Below are 16,159 nucleotides of genomic sequence, written 5' to 3'. Positions count from 1 at the left end.
GATGTCTCTGTTGCGGGGGGCGTGGGGCCTTGATCGCGAGTCGAGGCGGTAAACGGGGGCGTGAGGGTTTCGGGGCAGACGGCCGATGACTCGGTCGCGTCGGCGCATGAGCGTCTGGCGCGCGAGGGCGGTTTTCAGTTCGAGCATGCTGTGTTCTCGCCGCCCAAGGTCCCCGGTTGGCTGGCTTGGGTGGGCGAGGTCCTGAAGGCCGCCGCGCCGATGCTCAAGGTCGTTTTCTGGATCGGCCTTGCGGCGCTGACCCTGCTGATCATCTTCGCGATCGTTCGGGAGATCATCCGGGCGAAGGCGCCGCCCGCTCGGGCGGAGGGGCCTAGGCTCGCGGCCGACCCCGCCTGGAGACCGGACGCCGCAGCGGCCCGCGACCTGCTCCTGGCCGCCGATCAACTGGCCGCAGACGGACGCTTCCTGGAGGCGGCCCACCTGCTTCTGCTGCGCAGCGTCGAGGACATCCAGAAGCATCGCCCCAAGGCTCTGCGGGTGTCCTACACCGCGCGGGAAATCGCCTTGCTGCCCGCCCTGCCGGAGGTCGCGCGGCCGGCCTTCGCCGGAATCGCCGGCGTCGTCGAGCGGGGTCTGTTCGGCGGCCGGCCCGTGGACGCCGAAGACTTCGCCGCCTGCCGCGCGGCCTACGAAGCCTTCGCCCTGCCCGAAGGGTGGGCGCGATGAGCCGGCGGGGCGCATCGGGCGCGTTCTCGCCGATGGCGATGATCGTCATCGTGCTGGTGGGGGTGGTCAGCTTCGCAGGTCTTGGCGTGCTGTCGGCCTATGCGCCCGAGCTGAAGAAGGGCGACGACGGGGGCGCGCACGCCCTGTCGCGTTCCTCGGTGGGCTATGCGGCGACGGTGCGTCTGCTGCAGGCGTCAGGACGCGGCGCGCTGGTCGGGCGGGGGCCGCTGCCGGCTTCGGCGGAGGACGGCCTGCTGGTGCTGACCCCGGCCCTGGGCGCCGGCGCGGTGAATCTCGACGACTTCGATCACCCCGGGCCGCGGCTGATCGTGTTGCCCAAATGGGCGACGATGCCGGATCCGAACCGCAAGGGTTGGGCGTTGGCCACACGGATCGTCAACGACAAGGCCAGTCTGGCGGTGCTCCCCGCCGACCTGCGCAAGGGCCTGACGCTTCGCGCGCCCCCGCCGGAGGTCGGACCCCTGCGCCTTTACCGTCCCAATGGACAGCTCTTCGGCCTCCAGCCCTCGGTCCGCGCGCCGCGCAGCCTGGAGGGAAAGGGCTGGACGCCGGTGCTGAAAGACCAGGACGGTCGCATGGTCCTGGCCATGCACACCGAAAGCCAGACCTATGTCCTGGCGGAGCCGGACCTTTTGAACACGACCGCGCTGAAGACGCTCGAAGGCGCGCGGACCGCCGTGGCGCTGCTGGACCTGATCCACGCCGAGGACACCCCGATGGTGTTCGATGCGACGCTGCACGGCTTCGCCCGCGCGCGCAGCCTGCTGCGCCTGCTGCTGGAGCCGCCGCTGGTCGGCGCGACCCTGGTGCTTGTCGCGCTGGCGGTGTTGGCGGGGCTGCAGGCCGGCGTGCGCTTTGGCCCCGCGCTCAAGCCGCGCCGCGCCGTGGCGCTGGGCAAGCTGGCGCTGGCCGACAACACCGCCGGTCTTATCCGCCTGGCGGGGCGCGAGGCGCGCATGACGCCGCTGTACGCCCAATTGATCCGGACCTCGGCCGCCCGCGCCATCGGCGCGCCGCGCGGCATGGATGATCCCGCCCTGGACGCGTTCCTCGACCGCGTCAGCGTCACTGTGGGCGCGTCCAGCACCTTCACCGCGCTCGCCGAGCGCGCCCGCGCCGCCACCGCCTCGGACATGATGCAGGTGGCGCGCGACCTACACCTTTGGAAGCAGGAGCTGATCCGTGGACGGCAATAGGATGAACGTCGGTGACGTGGGCGTGCTGGCCGGGCGGATCCGAGCCGAGATCGCCAAGGCCGTTGTCGGTCAGGACGAGGCGGTGAATCTGCTGCTGGTGGCCCTGTTCGCCGGCGGCCACGTTCTGCTGGAAGGCCCGCCCGGGACGGCCAAGACACTGCTGGCCCAGAGCTTCGCCCGCAGCGTCGCCCTCGACTATGGCCGCATCCAGTTCACCCCCGACCTGACGCCCGGCGACGTGATCGGGGCCAATCTGTTCAACTTCCAGACCTCGACCTTCACCCTGACGCGCGGTCCGGTGTTCTGCGAGCTGCTGCTGGCCGACGAGATCAACCGCACGCCGCCCAAGACCCAGGCGGCCCTGCTGGAGGCCATGCAGGAGCGGCAGGTGACGATCGACGGCGTCTCCCACCCGCTCAGCCGCCGCTTCACGGTGGTGGCGACCCAGAACCCCATCGAGCAGCAGGGCACCTATCCGCTGCCGGAGGCTCAGCTGGACCGCTTTCTGTTCAAGCACGTGCTGAACTATCCCAGCATCGAACAGGAGCGGGCGATCGTGGTGGGCCATGGTCAGCGCACCGGCCAGATGGACCCGGCCGCCTTCGGGGTGGAGCCGGTTCTGGATCGCGCGGCCATCGATGCGGCCGTCGCCACCGTCGCCGAGGCGCGGCTGACCGATGAGGTGGTCGGCTACATCGTCGATCTGGTGCGGGCGACCCGCGATTCCACCGACATCGAGAGCGGCGCCTCGCCGCGCGCCGGGGCCATGCTGGCCGTAGCCGCCCGCGCCGCCGCCGTGCTGGACGGCCGCGACTATGTGGTGCCCGACGATGTGAAGGCCCTGGCGGTTCCGGCCCTGCGCCATCGCCTGATCCTGTCGGCGGCCGCCGAGATCGAGGGCCGCAAGATCGATCAGGTTCTCAAGGGCCTGATCGAGCGGGTGGCGGCGCCCCGGTGATCTATCCCACCCGCCGCGCCGTCATCGCCATGGCCGCCGGTCTGCCGCCGGCGCTGCTGGTCGGCGTGCTGGCCCCGGCCGGCTGGCTGACGGGCTTGGCGTGGATCGGCCTTGTCGCGCTCTTCTTGGTGGTGGACGCCCTGTCGGCCGCCTCGCGCGGGGGGCTGACGCTGGAGCCGACCGAGACGCGGATCTTTTCCGTGGCGCGCGGCGGTCAGGCGCAGTTCGTCGCGAACTTCGCGCCGGCGCGCACGCCCCCGCGCGCGTTCGCGGCGCTGGAGGCCGACGAACGGCTCGGGCTGGAGACGGCCTTCGTCGATGTCGAGGTCGAGGCGGGCGTGGCGAGTTTCGCCTTTCCCCTGACGCCGGAGCGGCGTGGGAGCGGCAAGCTCGCCCGGCTCTGGGTGCGCTGGACCGGCCCCCTTGGTCTGGCCTGGAAGCAGAAGGCCTTCGACCTCGACGTCGAGGCGGTGGTCGGAACCGATCTGGCGGGCGTCCGCGAGGAGGCCGTGAAGATGCTGGCCCGCGACGCGGCGATCGGCGCCAAGACCCAGATCGAGCGCGGCGAGGGTTCGGAGTTCGAGGCGTTGCGCGAGTTCAGGCTCGGCATGGACCGGCGCGCGATCGACTGGAAACAGTCGGCCCGGCATATGCAGTTGCTGGCCAAGGAGTTCCGTACCGAGCGCAACCACCAGGTCGTGATGGCGATCGATTGCGGGCGGGCCATGTGCGAGCCCGTCGGCGGGGCGCCGCGCATCGATCGGGCGATCCACGCAGCCCTGCTGCTGGCGCTGGCCTGTCTGCGCTCGGGGGACCGGGCGGGTTTCTTCGCCTTCGACTCCGCGCCGCGCCTGCTGACGGGCGTGGTCGGCGGGGCCGACGCCTTTGGTCAGTTGCAGCAGGCCGCCGCGCGGATCGACTATTCGACCGAGGAGACCAACTACACCCTGGCGCTCAGCCATCTGGCCGCCAAACTGAGGCGGCGGTCGCTGGTGGTGGTGTTCACCGACTTCACTGATCCGACGGCCGCCGAGCTGATGATCGAAGCCTCGGCCAGGCTCCTGTCGCGGCATCTGGTGCTGTTCGTGGTCATGCAGGACGCGGAGCTCGAGGCCATGGTCGCCGCCGACCCGGTCGAACCGGCCGATGTCACCCGCGCGGTCGTCGCCGCCGGCCTGATGCGCGAGCGTGAGGTCGTGATCGCCCGCCTTCGTCGGCTGGGCGCCCATATCGTCGAGGCGCCGGCCGCCCGGATCGGTCCGGCGCTGATCAACGCCTATGTCGACCTGATGCGGAGGGAGCTGCTGTGATCGACATCAAGGTTGATCCGCGCCTCAAGAGCCAGCGCTTCCGCCAGGAGCGCGAGGCCGACTGGCGGCGCCTGGAACGGCTGATCGGCAAGGTCGAGAAGGGCTCGATCGCCGATCTGTCCGACGAAGACCTGCTGGCCGCGCCCGTCCTGTACCGCTCTGCGCTGTCGGCGCTGTCGGTCGCCCGCGCCACCTCGCTGGACCGGGCGCTGATCGCCTATCTGGAGACCCTGTGCGCGCGCGCCTATTTCTTCGTCTACGGCTCGCGCGAGACCCTGTGGGGTCAACTCAAAGGCTTTTTCGCGGGCGGCTGGCCGGCGGCCGTGCGGGGACTGTGGCGCGAAACCCTGGTCAGCGCGGCCCTCATGGCGCTGGGCGTGATGATCGCCGCCTGGCTCGTCGGGCACGATCCGGACTGGTTCTACGCCTTCGTGCCCCGCGAACTGGCGGGGGGACGCGATCCGGCCGCCACGACCGAGGCGCTGGCGGCCACCCTGGGCGGCAAGGACGCGAGCGGGCTGACCGTCTTCGCCACCTTCCTGTTCACCCACAACGCCCAGGTCGCGCTTCTGGCCTTCGCTCTGGGCTTTGCGCTCTGCGTTCCGACCGCAGGGTTGGTGCTCTACAACGGCGCGATGCTGGGGGCGTTCCTGGCTCTGTTCGCCAGCCGAGGCCTGGGAATCGAGCTCGGCGGCTGGCTGCTGATCCATGGCGTCACCGAGCTGTTCGCGGTGATCCTGGCCGGCGCGGCGGGGCTCAGGATCGGCTGGGCCGCGGCCTTTCCCGGCGAGCGGCGTCGCCTCGACGCCCTCGCCGAGGCGGGTCGCCACGCCGCCACGGTGATGGGCGGGGTGGTGGTGATGCTGTTCCTGGCCGGCCTGCTCGAAGGCTTCGGCCGGCAGCTGATCACCGACACGGCGGCGCGCTACGGCGTGGCGGCGGCGACCGCCCTGATGTGGGGTCTCTATTTCTATGGACCGCGCCGCCATGGCTGAGGGAAAACTGACCCGCGCCTTCGTCACGCCCGAGGGCGTCGATCTGCGGCTGGAGCTGGGCGAGGCCGGCCAGCGGGCCGGCGCCTTCCTGCTGGACGCGGCGATCATCATCGGCGTGCTGGTCGCCGCGACGCTGCTGCTGGGCCTGCTCGGGATCGGCGCGATCGGCGCGATGGGCCGCGGCGGCGCCGAGATGATGGCGGTGATCTGGCTGCTCGGCTTCTTCCTGCTGCGCAACTTCTACTTTGTCGGGTTTGAGCTGTCGGCGGCGGCGGCGACGCCGGGCAAGCGCGCCATGGGCCTGCGTGTGGCCGCCCGCGACGGCGGCCGCCTGCGTCCCGCCGCCATCTTCGCCCGCAACGCCATGCGCGAACTGGAGGTGTTCCTGCCGCTCAGCATCCTGCCCGCGCCCCAGGGCGACGGCGGCGTCGAGAGCTGGGCGATTCTGCTGGGCTTCATCTGGGCGGGGATCTTCGTGTTCTTCCCGCTGTTTAACGCCGATCGCCTGCGGGTGGGGGATCTGGTCGGTGGCACCTGGGTGGTGCGCACGCCCAAGCAGAGCCTTGTGCGCGACATGGCCGATGACGGCGCCGAGCGCTTGGCGCGCTACGACTTCACCCAGGCCCAGATCGACGCCTACGGCGCCAAGGAGCTGCACGTTCTGGAAGACGTGCTGCGTCAGCGCGACCGCAAGACCATGCGGGCCGTCGCCGCCCGCATCGCGCGCAAGATCGACTGGACCCACGGCGCGATCGACGACGATCACGACTTCCTCAGCGCCTACTACGCGGCCCTGCGCAAGCGGCTGGAGGCGCGGCTCTTGATGGGCGTGCGACGCCGCGACAAGCACGACGTCTGAGCTGGAGCGTCAGAGCATTTTTCGAGCGAAGTGGTTCCGGTTCGCGTGAAGAAAAATGCGCCAAAACAGAAGATTAGAGCTTGCGGCCTGACGCGGTCAGGTCGTGAGCTCTAATCGAACACCGCCGCCAGCTGGTCTGGCGCGGCGCCTTCCTTGCCGGTGCGCAGTTCATAATAGATCGCCGCCGCGCCGGCGGCCGAGATCACGCCCTGGACGGCGGTGCTCAAGGCGCTGACCAGGACGGCGGCCAGCGCCACGAGCGAGGGCGCCTGGGTGGTGGTCATGAAACCGCTCTGGGCCGTGGTCACGCCCGCCGCAGCCGCCAGGCCCTGCACGGCGGCGCTGATGATCATGGCCAGCACGAAATAGATCACCAGAAGCCCGAAAATACTCCAGCGGTGCCCGCGCGTCAGGTCGCCGCTGCGGCCGAAGCTGGCCTCGATGCTGCGCTTTTCCATCACCAGGACGGGCGCGGCGACGGACCAGGCCGTCATCAGCATCAGGCCCGGCACGATCAGAAGAAGGAACCCCAGCGCGAAGCCGAGACTCTGCAGAATGCCAAGGCCGAGCAAGGGCAGGGCCTTGCGCGCGCCCACCCCGAGGGCTTCGCCCAACCGGATCTTTCGGCCGTTGAGACCCGAGATGGCGCTGTGAACGACGACGCCCTGCATCATCAGGCTGCCGACAAAGGCCACGATCCCGCCCGCCACGCCGGCCAGGCCGATGACCCAGGGCTCCGGATAGAGGAAGCCGACTACGCTCGCCGCGAAGACGGGCAGGGCGATCAACGCCAGGCCGCTGATCGCGAACAGGCCAAGGTTGTCGCCGATGACCTTGAAGGTCCGCTGCATCACCCGGCCCAGCTCGAAGGCGCCGCCGGTGGCTTCCAGGGTCGTCATGTGGATCTCGCTCCTCGATTGAGCGACACTAGAATACGACCTTGACCTTTAGCAACGCTCAGCGCGACCGGCGGGACGCTTTAACGTCGTCGGGCGTCAATTGAGCGCGACGGCGCCGGGATAGCGTTCATCTCGCCCGGCGCGATCCACAAACCGTAGGGACCATCCAGCGCTGGCCCAGGGTCGACAGCGCCTGAACCTCTGAAGAAGTTGGCGAGTACAGGAAACGCCTCCTGTTTCGTTCAGGTGGTCGGCCGTCCAAGTCTGGCCAGCGCTTCGGCGACGCCTTCGCCGTAGGCTGGCCAGAGATGCGCGGGTCATGCGTCCTCCCAGGCCCTATTCAGGATCTTCGCGGCCGAGGCGGCCTTATCTTTCGGCAGGAAGCGGCCGTAGGGCTTGGCGACGGTGTCGGCGTCCCAGAGCGCTCCATACGGCTTGAAGGCGTCTAGCGGGTGTCATTGTGAACCGCCCCCCACACACAACCTTTTGGCCTGACCAATCGTGGGGGGCATCTGAGCAGGGTCGGAAACACCGATTCAGCGCCACTCCACGCACGGAGGGAACGGTCTCGACCTAGAGTGTATTGACAGGCCCGCAGGAGTTAACGTTAAAGAGGTCAGGCCAATAAGTCGCGCATGAATGCGACGGGCCATCGGGGGAGGAACAGATGAATTCCAAGATCGCTTCGTCGCGCGTCCTGAAGATCGCGCTGCTATCAGCCACCGTCATCGCGGGACTTCCGGCCGTGAGCCAGGCCCAAGAGGCCAAGTCGCCGGCCGCCGGCGACACCCTTGAGGCCGTGGTCGTCACGGGCTTCAAGCAGAGCTACGCCAACGCGGTTCGCGCCAAGAAGAACGCCATCGAGATCACCGACGGCATCTCTTCAGACGGCTTGGGGCGCTTCCCCGACCTGAACGTCGGCGAGGCCCTTCAGCGCGTGCCCGGCGTTCAAATCAATCGTGAAGCCGAGGGGCGCGACGCGACGATTAACCTGCGGGGCATGCCTGGCGAGTACGCTCGCATGACGCTCAATGGTCAGGCCTTCGCCGAGCCGCCGCTACTCCGCGACAATCAGGGCTCGCCGCTCGGCGCTTTCAACTCCGACATCTTTTCGGCGTTCGTGATCCAGAAGTCGCCCATGGCCAACGCCCAGACGGGCGGCCTCAGCGGCAATGTCGATTTGCAGATCGCACCGGCGCTTTCGCGTCGAGAGGGCGGCTCGATGAAGGCGGCCTATGAGTACAACACGCTCGGTGATCTAGGGGCGCCCGCCGTCACGGTCAGCTACAACAAGGTCTTCTCCTCAAGTTTGGCCGCCTTCGGGACGCTGGCCTACAGAAAGGAGAATTTCCGCCGCGATAGCATTCTGATCAACAACTACGCCGTCCTAACGCCGGCCTATACCGGCCTGAGCGCTGCGAACTTCGTGGCTAAATATGGAGAGTACTACTCGTCGACGCCCTGCACGACGGGCAGCTCGGCCTTCTGCAGCTATGTGGCCGGCGCGACGGGAACCAAGGGCACGAGCGGTCTGTATTTCAACTCGCAGACCCGCCAATATGCGCGGATGAACAAGGGCGAGACTTGGTCGGCCTCAGGCGGACTGGAGTGGAAGCCTAACGATCAGACCAAGATGGGCCTGATTGGCTACTATACCGATCGGGACCTGCCGAAGACGCGCCAGGACCTGATGATCAACGGTCTCAACGCCGGCTCGATCATCACGCCCGTCGGCACGCCGTTCAAGGTTTCCGACGGTCGCTACGTCTACGACCAGATCTCGTTCACGAACCCCGACGCGCTGATGTCGTCGCGCCTCAACTCCCAGCACCAGGCGTCGCGGGGCGTGATGGCCAATATCGACTGGAGCAACGAAAACTGGCGCTTGGCCGGTGTTCTGACGGCCTCGGGCGGCAAGAACTCGTCGGTCGAAACCCAGGTGGACGCCAACACCCTGATCACCGCCGGCGGCAATGGGATCAGCGGCACGCTGAGCACTGGTCGGGACGATATTGGCGACTATTCCTACACGATCACGCCGAGTCCGGTGACCGGTATCCCGGCGGGAACCTCTTGGTCTTGGTTGGGCGCCTCGGACCCGACCTCGCTCTACAATTCGCCCACCCGGGCGGCCGCGACCCGTCGCTTGCAGCTGACGGGCACGCAGAGCTACGCCGAGAACAGCCTCTACACGGCGCAGTTCGACGCCGAGCGTTTTGTCGAACTTGGCCCCATCAAGAGCATCCAAGGCGGTGCGCGCTTGGAACGCGCCAGCTACACCAGCGCCGGCTACCGCGTTTACGCCTTCGGCCTGCAGACCCAGAACATCACCAGCGCCATGGTCAAGCAGGCGCCTTATGTCGACGACTTCTTCGGCGGCAAGGGCGGCGCCTACACCAAGAACTGGCAGGTGATCGATCTCGACGCCTTCCTCGACGCCGTGCGCCCGGTCACCGAATACACCGCTTCGGGCGGCGGCCTGTCGCCGACGGGCTTCAACATCCGCTACCAGGACGACAACTACGCCCTGCGCAACTACACCAGCGACGACGACAACACCCAAGCCTACGTGATGGCCAAGTACGACACCGAACTGGCCGGTCACCGGGTGCGCGGCAATGTCGGGGTGCGCTACGAGAACACCGACAACACCCTCGAGGCGCTCGATCAGAAGACCCCGCCAGCCGATGGCATCGGTACGCGTAACAGCTTCAGCTGGGTCACCTACAAGAACAAGTACGACTTCTTCCTGCCGTCGGCGATCTTCGCGGCTGACGTTACGGACGACATCGTGCTGCGCGGGGCCTACTACAAGACCTACGTCAAGCCGCACCCGCGCCAGTTCTCGGCGATCACCAAGATCGGCTCCAGGACCCTGGACACCACGCTGACCTCGGCGGCCGTGGCGGTGAACTATGTGCCGATCACGATCGGCAACAACAAGCTCAAGCCCTACATGGCGACGTCGATGGACCTGTCGCTGGAGTGGTACAACCGTCCCAACGGCCTGATCTCGCTGGCCGTTTTCGAGAAGAGCATCACGGGCCGCATCGTCACCACCAGCGATCCGGCGATCCTTTGCCCGTCCGACGGCTCCACCTGGGGCCTGGGGACGCTGGCCTGGGATGGAACCTACTGCACGTCCAGCCAATCGACCTCCTCGAACGTGCTGCAGGTCCGGGCGACCGGCTCCTACAACCTGGACAAGGCGACCAAGGTTCGCGGCCTGGAGTTCAACATCCAGCAGAACCTCGACTTCCTGCCGGGCTTCTGGAAGGACTTCGGCGGCAGCTTCAACTACGCCTACACCACCTCCAAGAGCGCCGCGATCGCGCCGTTCCCCGGCATCTCCAAGCACAACGTCAACATGATCGGCTACTACGAGACGCCGAAGTATGGCGTGCGCCTCGTCTACAACTACCGCTCGGCCTACGATCTGAACTCGAACGGCACCTTCACGGGTGGTTCGCGCTCTGTGAGGCCCCGCGGTCAGTTGGACTTGGCCGCCTCCTACAATGTCTCGGACCGGTTCAGCCTGGGCCTCGATGTTTACAATCTGACCGACGCGATCCGCTTCGAGTACGAAAACGACGAGGATGTGGTGCGGACGGCCAATTACGACGGACGTACGATCACCCTCACCGCGCGCGCTGCGTTCTGATCTTCACCCCTCCTGTGAAGTTTGACGGCCGGTCTATCCGGATCGGCCGTCGCCTTTTTCATAGAGGAGGGCGATTTCTATAGAGGAGGGCGGTCGGCGCGCGCCGAGGCCCTCGGATCGTCGGAGGCTTCATGTTGCATTTGCCCCCCCATCGTCGCCAGTTGCTGGGCGGACTGCTGGCCCTCGGCGTGGGCGCCTCGGCGTCCCGCACGCACGCCGCGCCCACGGAGGCGGTCGCCAATGTTCGCGACTTCGGAGCCAAGGGCGACGGGGTCACCATCGACTCTCCGGCCATCGATCGCGCCATCGCCTACGCCGCCGAGCGGGGCGGGGGCACGGTGCTGGTCCCGGCGGGAACCTATGCCTGCTACACGATCCACCTGAAGAGCCGGATCAGGCTCTATCTCGATCAGGGCGCCACGATCCTCGCGGCCTCGACACCGATCGAAGGCATGGAAAGCGGTGGCTATGACCACGCCGAGCCGATGGATCCCGCCTACTCATCCTATCAGGATTTCGGTCACAGCCACTGGCGCAACAGCCTGATCCATGGCGAGGGCTTGAACGACATCGTCATCGAAGGGCCCGGCCTGATCTGGGGCAAGGGTCTGGGGCGCGGCCATGACTATGACAAGGACATGCCGATCTCGGGCAAGCCCGGCGTCGGGGACAAGTCGATCGCCCTCAAGAACTGCCGCAACGTCCTGTTGCGCGACTTCAAGGTGCTGCAGGGCGGGTGGTTCGCGCTGTTGGCCACCGGCGTCGATAACCTGACCATCGACAATCTGCTGATCGACACCAATCGCGACGGTCTGGACATCGACTGCTGCCGGAACGTGCGCATCACCCGCTGTACCATCAACTCGCCCTGGGACGATGCGATCTGCCCGAAGAGTTCCTACGCGCTGGGCTATCCGCGCGTTACTGAGAACCTCACGATTTCGGATTGCTACGTGGCTGGTCGCTATCGGATCGGATCCGTGCTCGACGGCACCTGGCAGGTCTTCATGCCCGCCCCGAAGGGGACGCATGGCCGCATCAAGCTCGGCACCGAGTCCAATGGGGGCTTCAAGAACTTCACTATCACCAACTGCGTGTTCGACAAATGTCGAGGCATCGCGCTTGAGACCGTCGACGGCGGCGCGCTTGAAGACATCACCATCACCAACATTACGATGCATGGCGGGACCACGGCCCCGATCTTCATGCGTCTGGGCAAGCGTATGCGCGGCCCCGAGGGGCGGCCCATCGGTACGCTGAAGCGCATCCTGATCAGCAACATCACCTCTTCAGCCGGTGACCGGATGCCTTCGATCATCGCGGGTCTCAATGGGCACCCGGTCGAGGACATCAAGATCAGCCAGTGTTTTCTTGAGCAAGTCGGCGGCGGCGATGCGGCCATGGCCGCCTTGCGCCCGCCCGAGAACGAGGCTGGTTATCCAGAGCCGAACATGTTCGGCGACCTCCCCGCGACGGGATTCTTCGTGCGCCACGCCCGCAACGTCGAGCTCGACGGGATCGAGGTGCGCACCCTGACGCCGGACGCGCGCCCGGCCGTGTGGATGCAGAATGTGGACGGCGCGCGCCTGTCGCGACTGCAACTGCCGCCCAGCAAGTCCAGCTTCCACTTGGAGGGAGTCCGCGATTTCGAACTCCGCACAAGCTCGCCGGTTCGGGACAAGCGCGTGCCTCATACCAAGTTGATGACGTTTTAGTGAGCCCCGATGGCGTTTCCGGACCTCCGCAGTGGCTCAATCGACGCTAGAACGGCCCGCTCCGCGCTGTTTCGGGAGCGACCGTGATCCAAAGCAAGAAAGCCCACGTCCGACTCATCGATATCGCCAAAAGGCTAGGCCTATCGAGCATGAGCGTCTCCAAAGCGCTCAGGGGCCATGCTGACATGGCGCCCGAGACGGTCGAGCGCGTCAAACGCGCCGCTGCGGAGATGGGTTACGTGCCCAATCACTTCGCCCGATCCCTTCAGGCCCAGGGGGGCAGCAAGCTCCTCGGTGTGGTTGTTCCCAAGATTCGCCACGCGTTCTTCGCGGAGTCGCTGGGTGCGATCCAAGAGGCGGCCGCCGAGCAGGGCTATGAGATTCTTTTCGGCGTCTCTCAGGAACAGCCCTCCGTGGAGCGTCGCCATGTGGAAACCTTTGTCTCCATGCGGGTGGAAGGTCTTCTGGTCTCTGTCAGCGAGCGACGCGACGAGCTTCTCAGCGACTATCGCTGGCTTGCCCCTCGAGGGGTGCCGCTGGTCTATTTCGACCGCGCGCCGTGTGACCTCCAATCGTTCGAGGCCGTGACCATGGACGACCGGGGCGGCGCGCATGACGCGGTATTGGCCGCTGCTGCGCTCGGACGCACCCGCATCGCCCATCTGGCGGGCTATGACGCGATCAACATCGGGCGTGAACGCCGGGCTGGCTATGAGGCCGGCATGCGGGCGGCAGGCCTGTCGATCAATCCCGACTGGGTCATCACCGGCGGGTTGGCCGAGGCCGACGGCTATCAGGCGTTCGAGCGCCTGTGGTCCCAAGCCGAGCGGCCTGACGCGATCTTTTGCGCCTCATTCCCACTGGCGGTCGGGGTGGCCGATGCAATGCGCGCCCTGGCGCCGGAGGCGATCGGCAAGGTGCTGCTGATGTTCTTCGGTGTGGCCGAGATGGCCCGCTTCTTCCCCGAGCCGTACATCTGCGTCGTCCAACCTGCAGCGGCCATGGGGCGTGTCGCCGTCGACAGGATCCTGCATCTGATTCAGGACCGGGAAATGGAACGCCATCCTCCCTTGCCGGTCCACCTGATGGCGTCGCCTGCGCTGAGCGCGCCGCTGACCTCAAGACACTGAACCAGAACAACCGTGAACCCGGGAAAGGGACCTGTCGTGCGTTTCCGAGTCCAACTCCTTGTCGTCGGCTTTGCTCTGGCTCTTGGGGCCGCTCACCAAGCCCAAGCCGCGCCCGGTCGTGCGCTCTACAAGCTTCCCGACCTTCGCGTCGGCTTGGGAGACGATAATCAAGGCGACACCATTCCCGGGCCGACCCGGCCAAACGGATCGATCCACCCGTCGCCGGACACGCTGAAGGCCAGTAACGCCGGCTACAACCCGGCCGAACCGATCAGCGGCTTTGCTCAGCTTCATTCGCAAGGATCCGGTGGCGTCACCACCTACGGGACCTTCCTGTTGTCGCCGCAGGTCGGCGAGCCTGTTTTCGACGAAGCCGCCCATCTGTCGCCCAAGGCCGATGAGACCCTGGCGGCCGACGCCTATTCAGTCCGGCTCACCCGCTACGACACCAAGGTGGAGATCACGCCGGCGCACTACGCGGCCATCTACCGGCTGACCTATCCCACGACCGACCAGGCGCAGGTCGTCCTGGACGTGACCCGCAAGGTCGGCGGGCTGGTGGCTTCGGAACAGGCCGATGTCCAACTGTTCCCCGAGCAGGGGCGTATCGTTGGCCACGTCAAGGCCAAGGGTTACTGGAACCCGGCCCTGATCGACATCTGGTTCGTGGCCGAGTTTGATCAGAACCCGACCGCCTGGGGTGTCTTCGACAAGGCTGAACGCAGGGACGGCGCCCTGTCGGGCCGCACAGGGTCGGATGAGCGGCTGGGCGCCTGGCTCACCTTCAAGACCACGCCCACCAAGCCCCTCCTGGTGAAGATCGCCGTCTCCTTTGTCAGCGCCGAGATGGCCAAGGCCTTGCTGGACCGCGAGATCCCTGACTGGGACTTCGAGCGGGTTCGCCGCGACACCCAAGCCGCCTGGAACGATCGTTTGGGTCAGGTGCGCGTGGAGGGAATGGCCGAAAGCCAACAGCGTCGCTTCTACAGCGCGCTGTACCACGCCTCGACGCACCCGCGTGACCGCTCGCTGGACCAGCCGGCCGCAAGACTTGGCCGTCCGAACTGGGACGAGCACTACACCCTCTGGGACACCTATCGGACGCTGTTCCCGCTGATATCGGTGCTCCGGCCCAGCCTCTACACAGCCAATGTCAATTCGCTGATCCACACCTTCGACAAGTTCGGGGCGGCGGATACGGCGATCATCGGCGGCCAGAACTATCATGTCGGGCAGGGCGGGGATGAAGTCGACAACGTCCTGGGCGAGGCCCTGCTGCGCGGGGCCGAGGGTGTGAACTGGCGCGACGCCTGGCGGGTCGCTCGTTTCAACGCTTTTGAGCGGCGCCGCCCGCGCTATCTGGAGAGCGGCTATTTCGCGGTCGGCGACCGTAGCCCCGAGCCGAACAACCAGAGGGCCAAGTCAGGCTCCTCGACCCTGGGCTTCGCGCTGAACGACTTCTATGCCGCCCAGGTCGCCGCCAAGGCCGGCCAGACCGACGAGGCCAAGATCCTGACCGAGCGCTCGGCCAACTGGCGCAAGATCTGGAACCCTGACGCGACCAGCGACGGCTTCTCAGGCTTTCTGATGCCGCGCTATGCCGACGGAAAGTTTCAGGACATCGACCCGAAGCTCGGCTGGGACGGCAAGGTCCACAACAACGTCGGCTACTATGAGGGCACGGCCTGGATCTATTCGTATGGGGTGCTGCACGACTTGCCGGGCCTGGTCGAGGCGATGGGCGGTCGCGTTCGGTTCAATGAGCGCCTGAACCACGCCCTCGATGCGGGCCTGATCGACATCACCAACGAGCCGTCGTTCGCCACGCCATGGTTGTTCCACGCGATCGGACGGGCGGATCTGTCGTCCCGTTGGGCGGGGGAGGTGGTCAAGCACTTCACCGCGGACGCCTATCCGGGCGATGAGGACGCCGGCGCGATGAGCTCCAACTTCGTCTTCAACAGCCTGGGGCTGTTCCCGAAGCTGGGCAGCGATCTCTACTACCTGCACGGGCCCCGCTATGGTCGCACCGTGATCCAGTTGGAGAACGGCAAGACGCTTGAGATCCTGGCGGCCAAAGCCGGAGCCAGCCGTCCCTACATCGCGAGCGCGAGCTTCAACGGCAAACCTTTGGCCGGGCCCTATGTCTCGCAGGCCCAGCTCTTGGGCGGCGGCGTTCTGTCCCTGTCGATGTCCGATCAGCCGGGACAGTGGATCTATGCGGGCGCGGTGCTGACGGCGCGCGCCGATCAGCCCAGCCTTGTCGACGGCAAGACCTCGACGGGTTGGCGCGCCGCGCCGGGCCAGTCGGTCACCCTCAGTCTCAAGGCGCCCGCCTGCATCGCCGCCTATTCTGTCAGCGTCGGCCCCGACCAAGCCGATCCCTCGCACTGGACCCTGCAGGCCCATGACGGGCGAGTCTGGGTGAGCGTCGACCAGCAGAGCAAGGTGGTGTTCGACCATCGCCACGCGACCCGGACCTTCCCGCTGGCGCCGGGACGATACGCCCGTCTGCGATGGGTGCTGGACGGTGGCAGTGAGGCGAGCGTCTCCGAGGTCGAGCTCATCGCGGGGGCGTCCTGTGCGGCGCCCACCTCGGGTGCGCCGCCGCTCTGAGGTTGAGGAGGTATCCGAAATCCGCGCCCTCTACCCCACTCACCACCGGTCGCGTCCGCGCCGAGGTGGAAGCGATCGGACGTAGCAAAGGCGACGTGAACACCTCCGCCGA

Annotated in this window: 11 protein-coding genes and 1 pseudogene; 10 read left to right on the top strand and 2 right to left on the bottom strand. The window is 66.8% G+C overall.

The features are described from left to right. Positions 1-60 precede the first annotated feature (60 nt). The 6 genes from CVUC_RS19865 to CVUC_RS10595 are packed head-to-tail and all read left to right on the top strand — an operon-like array spanning position 61 to position 6,026. A complete protein-coding gene (locus tag CVUC_RS19865; protein WP_164468059.1) occupies positions 61-687 on the top strand; it encodes a DUF4129 domain-containing protein in 627 nt (208 codons plus the stop codon). Next, entirely contained in the window at positions 675-1,904 is a 1,230-nt protein-coding gene (locus tag CVUC_RS10615) for a hypothetical protein (protein ID WP_096032462.1), read from the top strand. The genes CVUC_RS19865 and CVUC_RS10615 overlap by 13 nt, the downstream gene beginning before the upstream one ends. Continuing rightward, on the top strand, positions 1,891-2,862 hold the full coding sequence (locus CVUC_RS10610; protein ID WP_096032463.1) for an AAA family ATPase: 972 nt from the start codon (positions 1,891-1,893) through the stop codon (positions 2,860-2,862). The genes CVUC_RS10615 and CVUC_RS10610 overlap by 14 nt, the downstream gene beginning before the upstream one ends. Continuing rightward, entirely contained in the window at positions 2,859-4,172 is a 1,314-nt protein-coding gene (locus CVUC_RS10605) for a DUF58 domain-containing protein (RefSeq protein ID WP_096032464.1), read from the top strand. The genes CVUC_RS10610 and CVUC_RS10605 overlap by 4 nt, the downstream gene beginning before the upstream one ends. Next, positions 4,169-5,167 (top strand): stage II sporulation protein M, encoded by a 999-nt coding sequence (locus tag CVUC_RS10600; protein WP_096032465.1) that lies wholly within the window; start codon positions 4,169-4,171, stop codon positions 5,165-5,167. Before CVUC_RS10605 ends, CVUC_RS10600 begins: the two co-directional genes overlap by 4 nt. Continuing rightward, positions 5,145-6,026 (top strand): RDD family protein, encoded by an 882-nt coding sequence (locus CVUC_RS10595; protein WP_012640008.1) that lies wholly within the window; start codon positions 5,145-5,147, stop codon positions 6,024-6,026. The genes CVUC_RS10600 and CVUC_RS10595 overlap by 23 nt, the downstream gene beginning before the upstream one ends. Before the next feature lie 110 nt (positions 6,027-6,136). Here CVUC_RS10595 and CVUC_RS10590 read toward each other — a convergent pair whose 3' ends face one another. Together CVUC_RS10590 and CVUC_RS20830 are read right to left on the bottom strand one after the other, a co-directional pair. Next, entirely contained in the window at positions 6,137-6,925 is a 789-nt protein-coding gene (locus CVUC_RS10590; protein WP_096032466.1) for a hypothetical protein, read from the bottom strand. Between the two features lie 317 nt (positions 6,926-7,242). After that, positions 7,243-7,338, bottom strand: a pseudogene (locus CVUC_RS20830) (hypothetical protein); the annotation flags it as partial. Between the two features lie 254 nt (positions 7,339-7,592). Here CVUC_RS20830 and CVUC_RS10585 point away from each other — a divergent pair. From CVUC_RS10585 to CVUC_RS10570, 4 genes are all read left to right on the top strand, one after another. Next, positions 7,593-10,586 (top strand): TonB-dependent receptor, encoded by a 2,994-nt coding sequence (locus tag CVUC_RS10585; RefSeq protein WP_096032467.1) that lies wholly within the window; start codon positions 7,593-7,595, stop codon positions 10,584-10,586. Between the two features lie 131 nt (positions 10,587-10,717). Continuing rightward, positions 10,718-12,301 carry a rhamnogalacturonidase gene (locus tag CVUC_RS10580; RefSeq protein ID WP_010918459.1) on the top strand — a complete coding sequence of 528 codons (1,584 nt, stop codon included), beginning with the start codon at positions 10,718-10,720 and terminating at the stop codon, positions 12,299-12,301. Between the two features lie 83 nt (positions 12,302-12,384). After that, positions 12,385-13,431, top strand: a complete 1,047-nt coding sequence (locus tag CVUC_RS10575) for a LacI family DNA-binding transcriptional regulator (protein WP_096032468.1) — start codon at positions 12,385-12,387, stop codon at positions 13,429-13,431. Positions 13,432-13,443: 12 nt separating this feature from the next. Beyond that, positions 13,444-16,047 (top strand): GH92 family glycosyl hydrolase, encoded by a 2,604-nt coding sequence (locus CVUC_RS10570; RefSeq protein WP_096032469.1) that lies wholly within the window; start codon positions 13,444-13,446, stop codon positions 16,045-16,047. Positions 16,048-16,159: the final 112 nt, after the last annotated feature.

The sequence above is a fragment of the Caulobacter vibrioides genome, from assembly GCF_002858865.1.
Taxonomy (GTDB): Bacteria; Pseudomonadota; Alphaproteobacteria; order Caulobacterales; family Caulobacteraceae; genus Caulobacter; species Caulobacter vibrioides.
The sequence above is the reverse complement of the archived record's forward strand: the minus strand, read 5'-3'. Positions and strand labels throughout refer to the sequence as shown.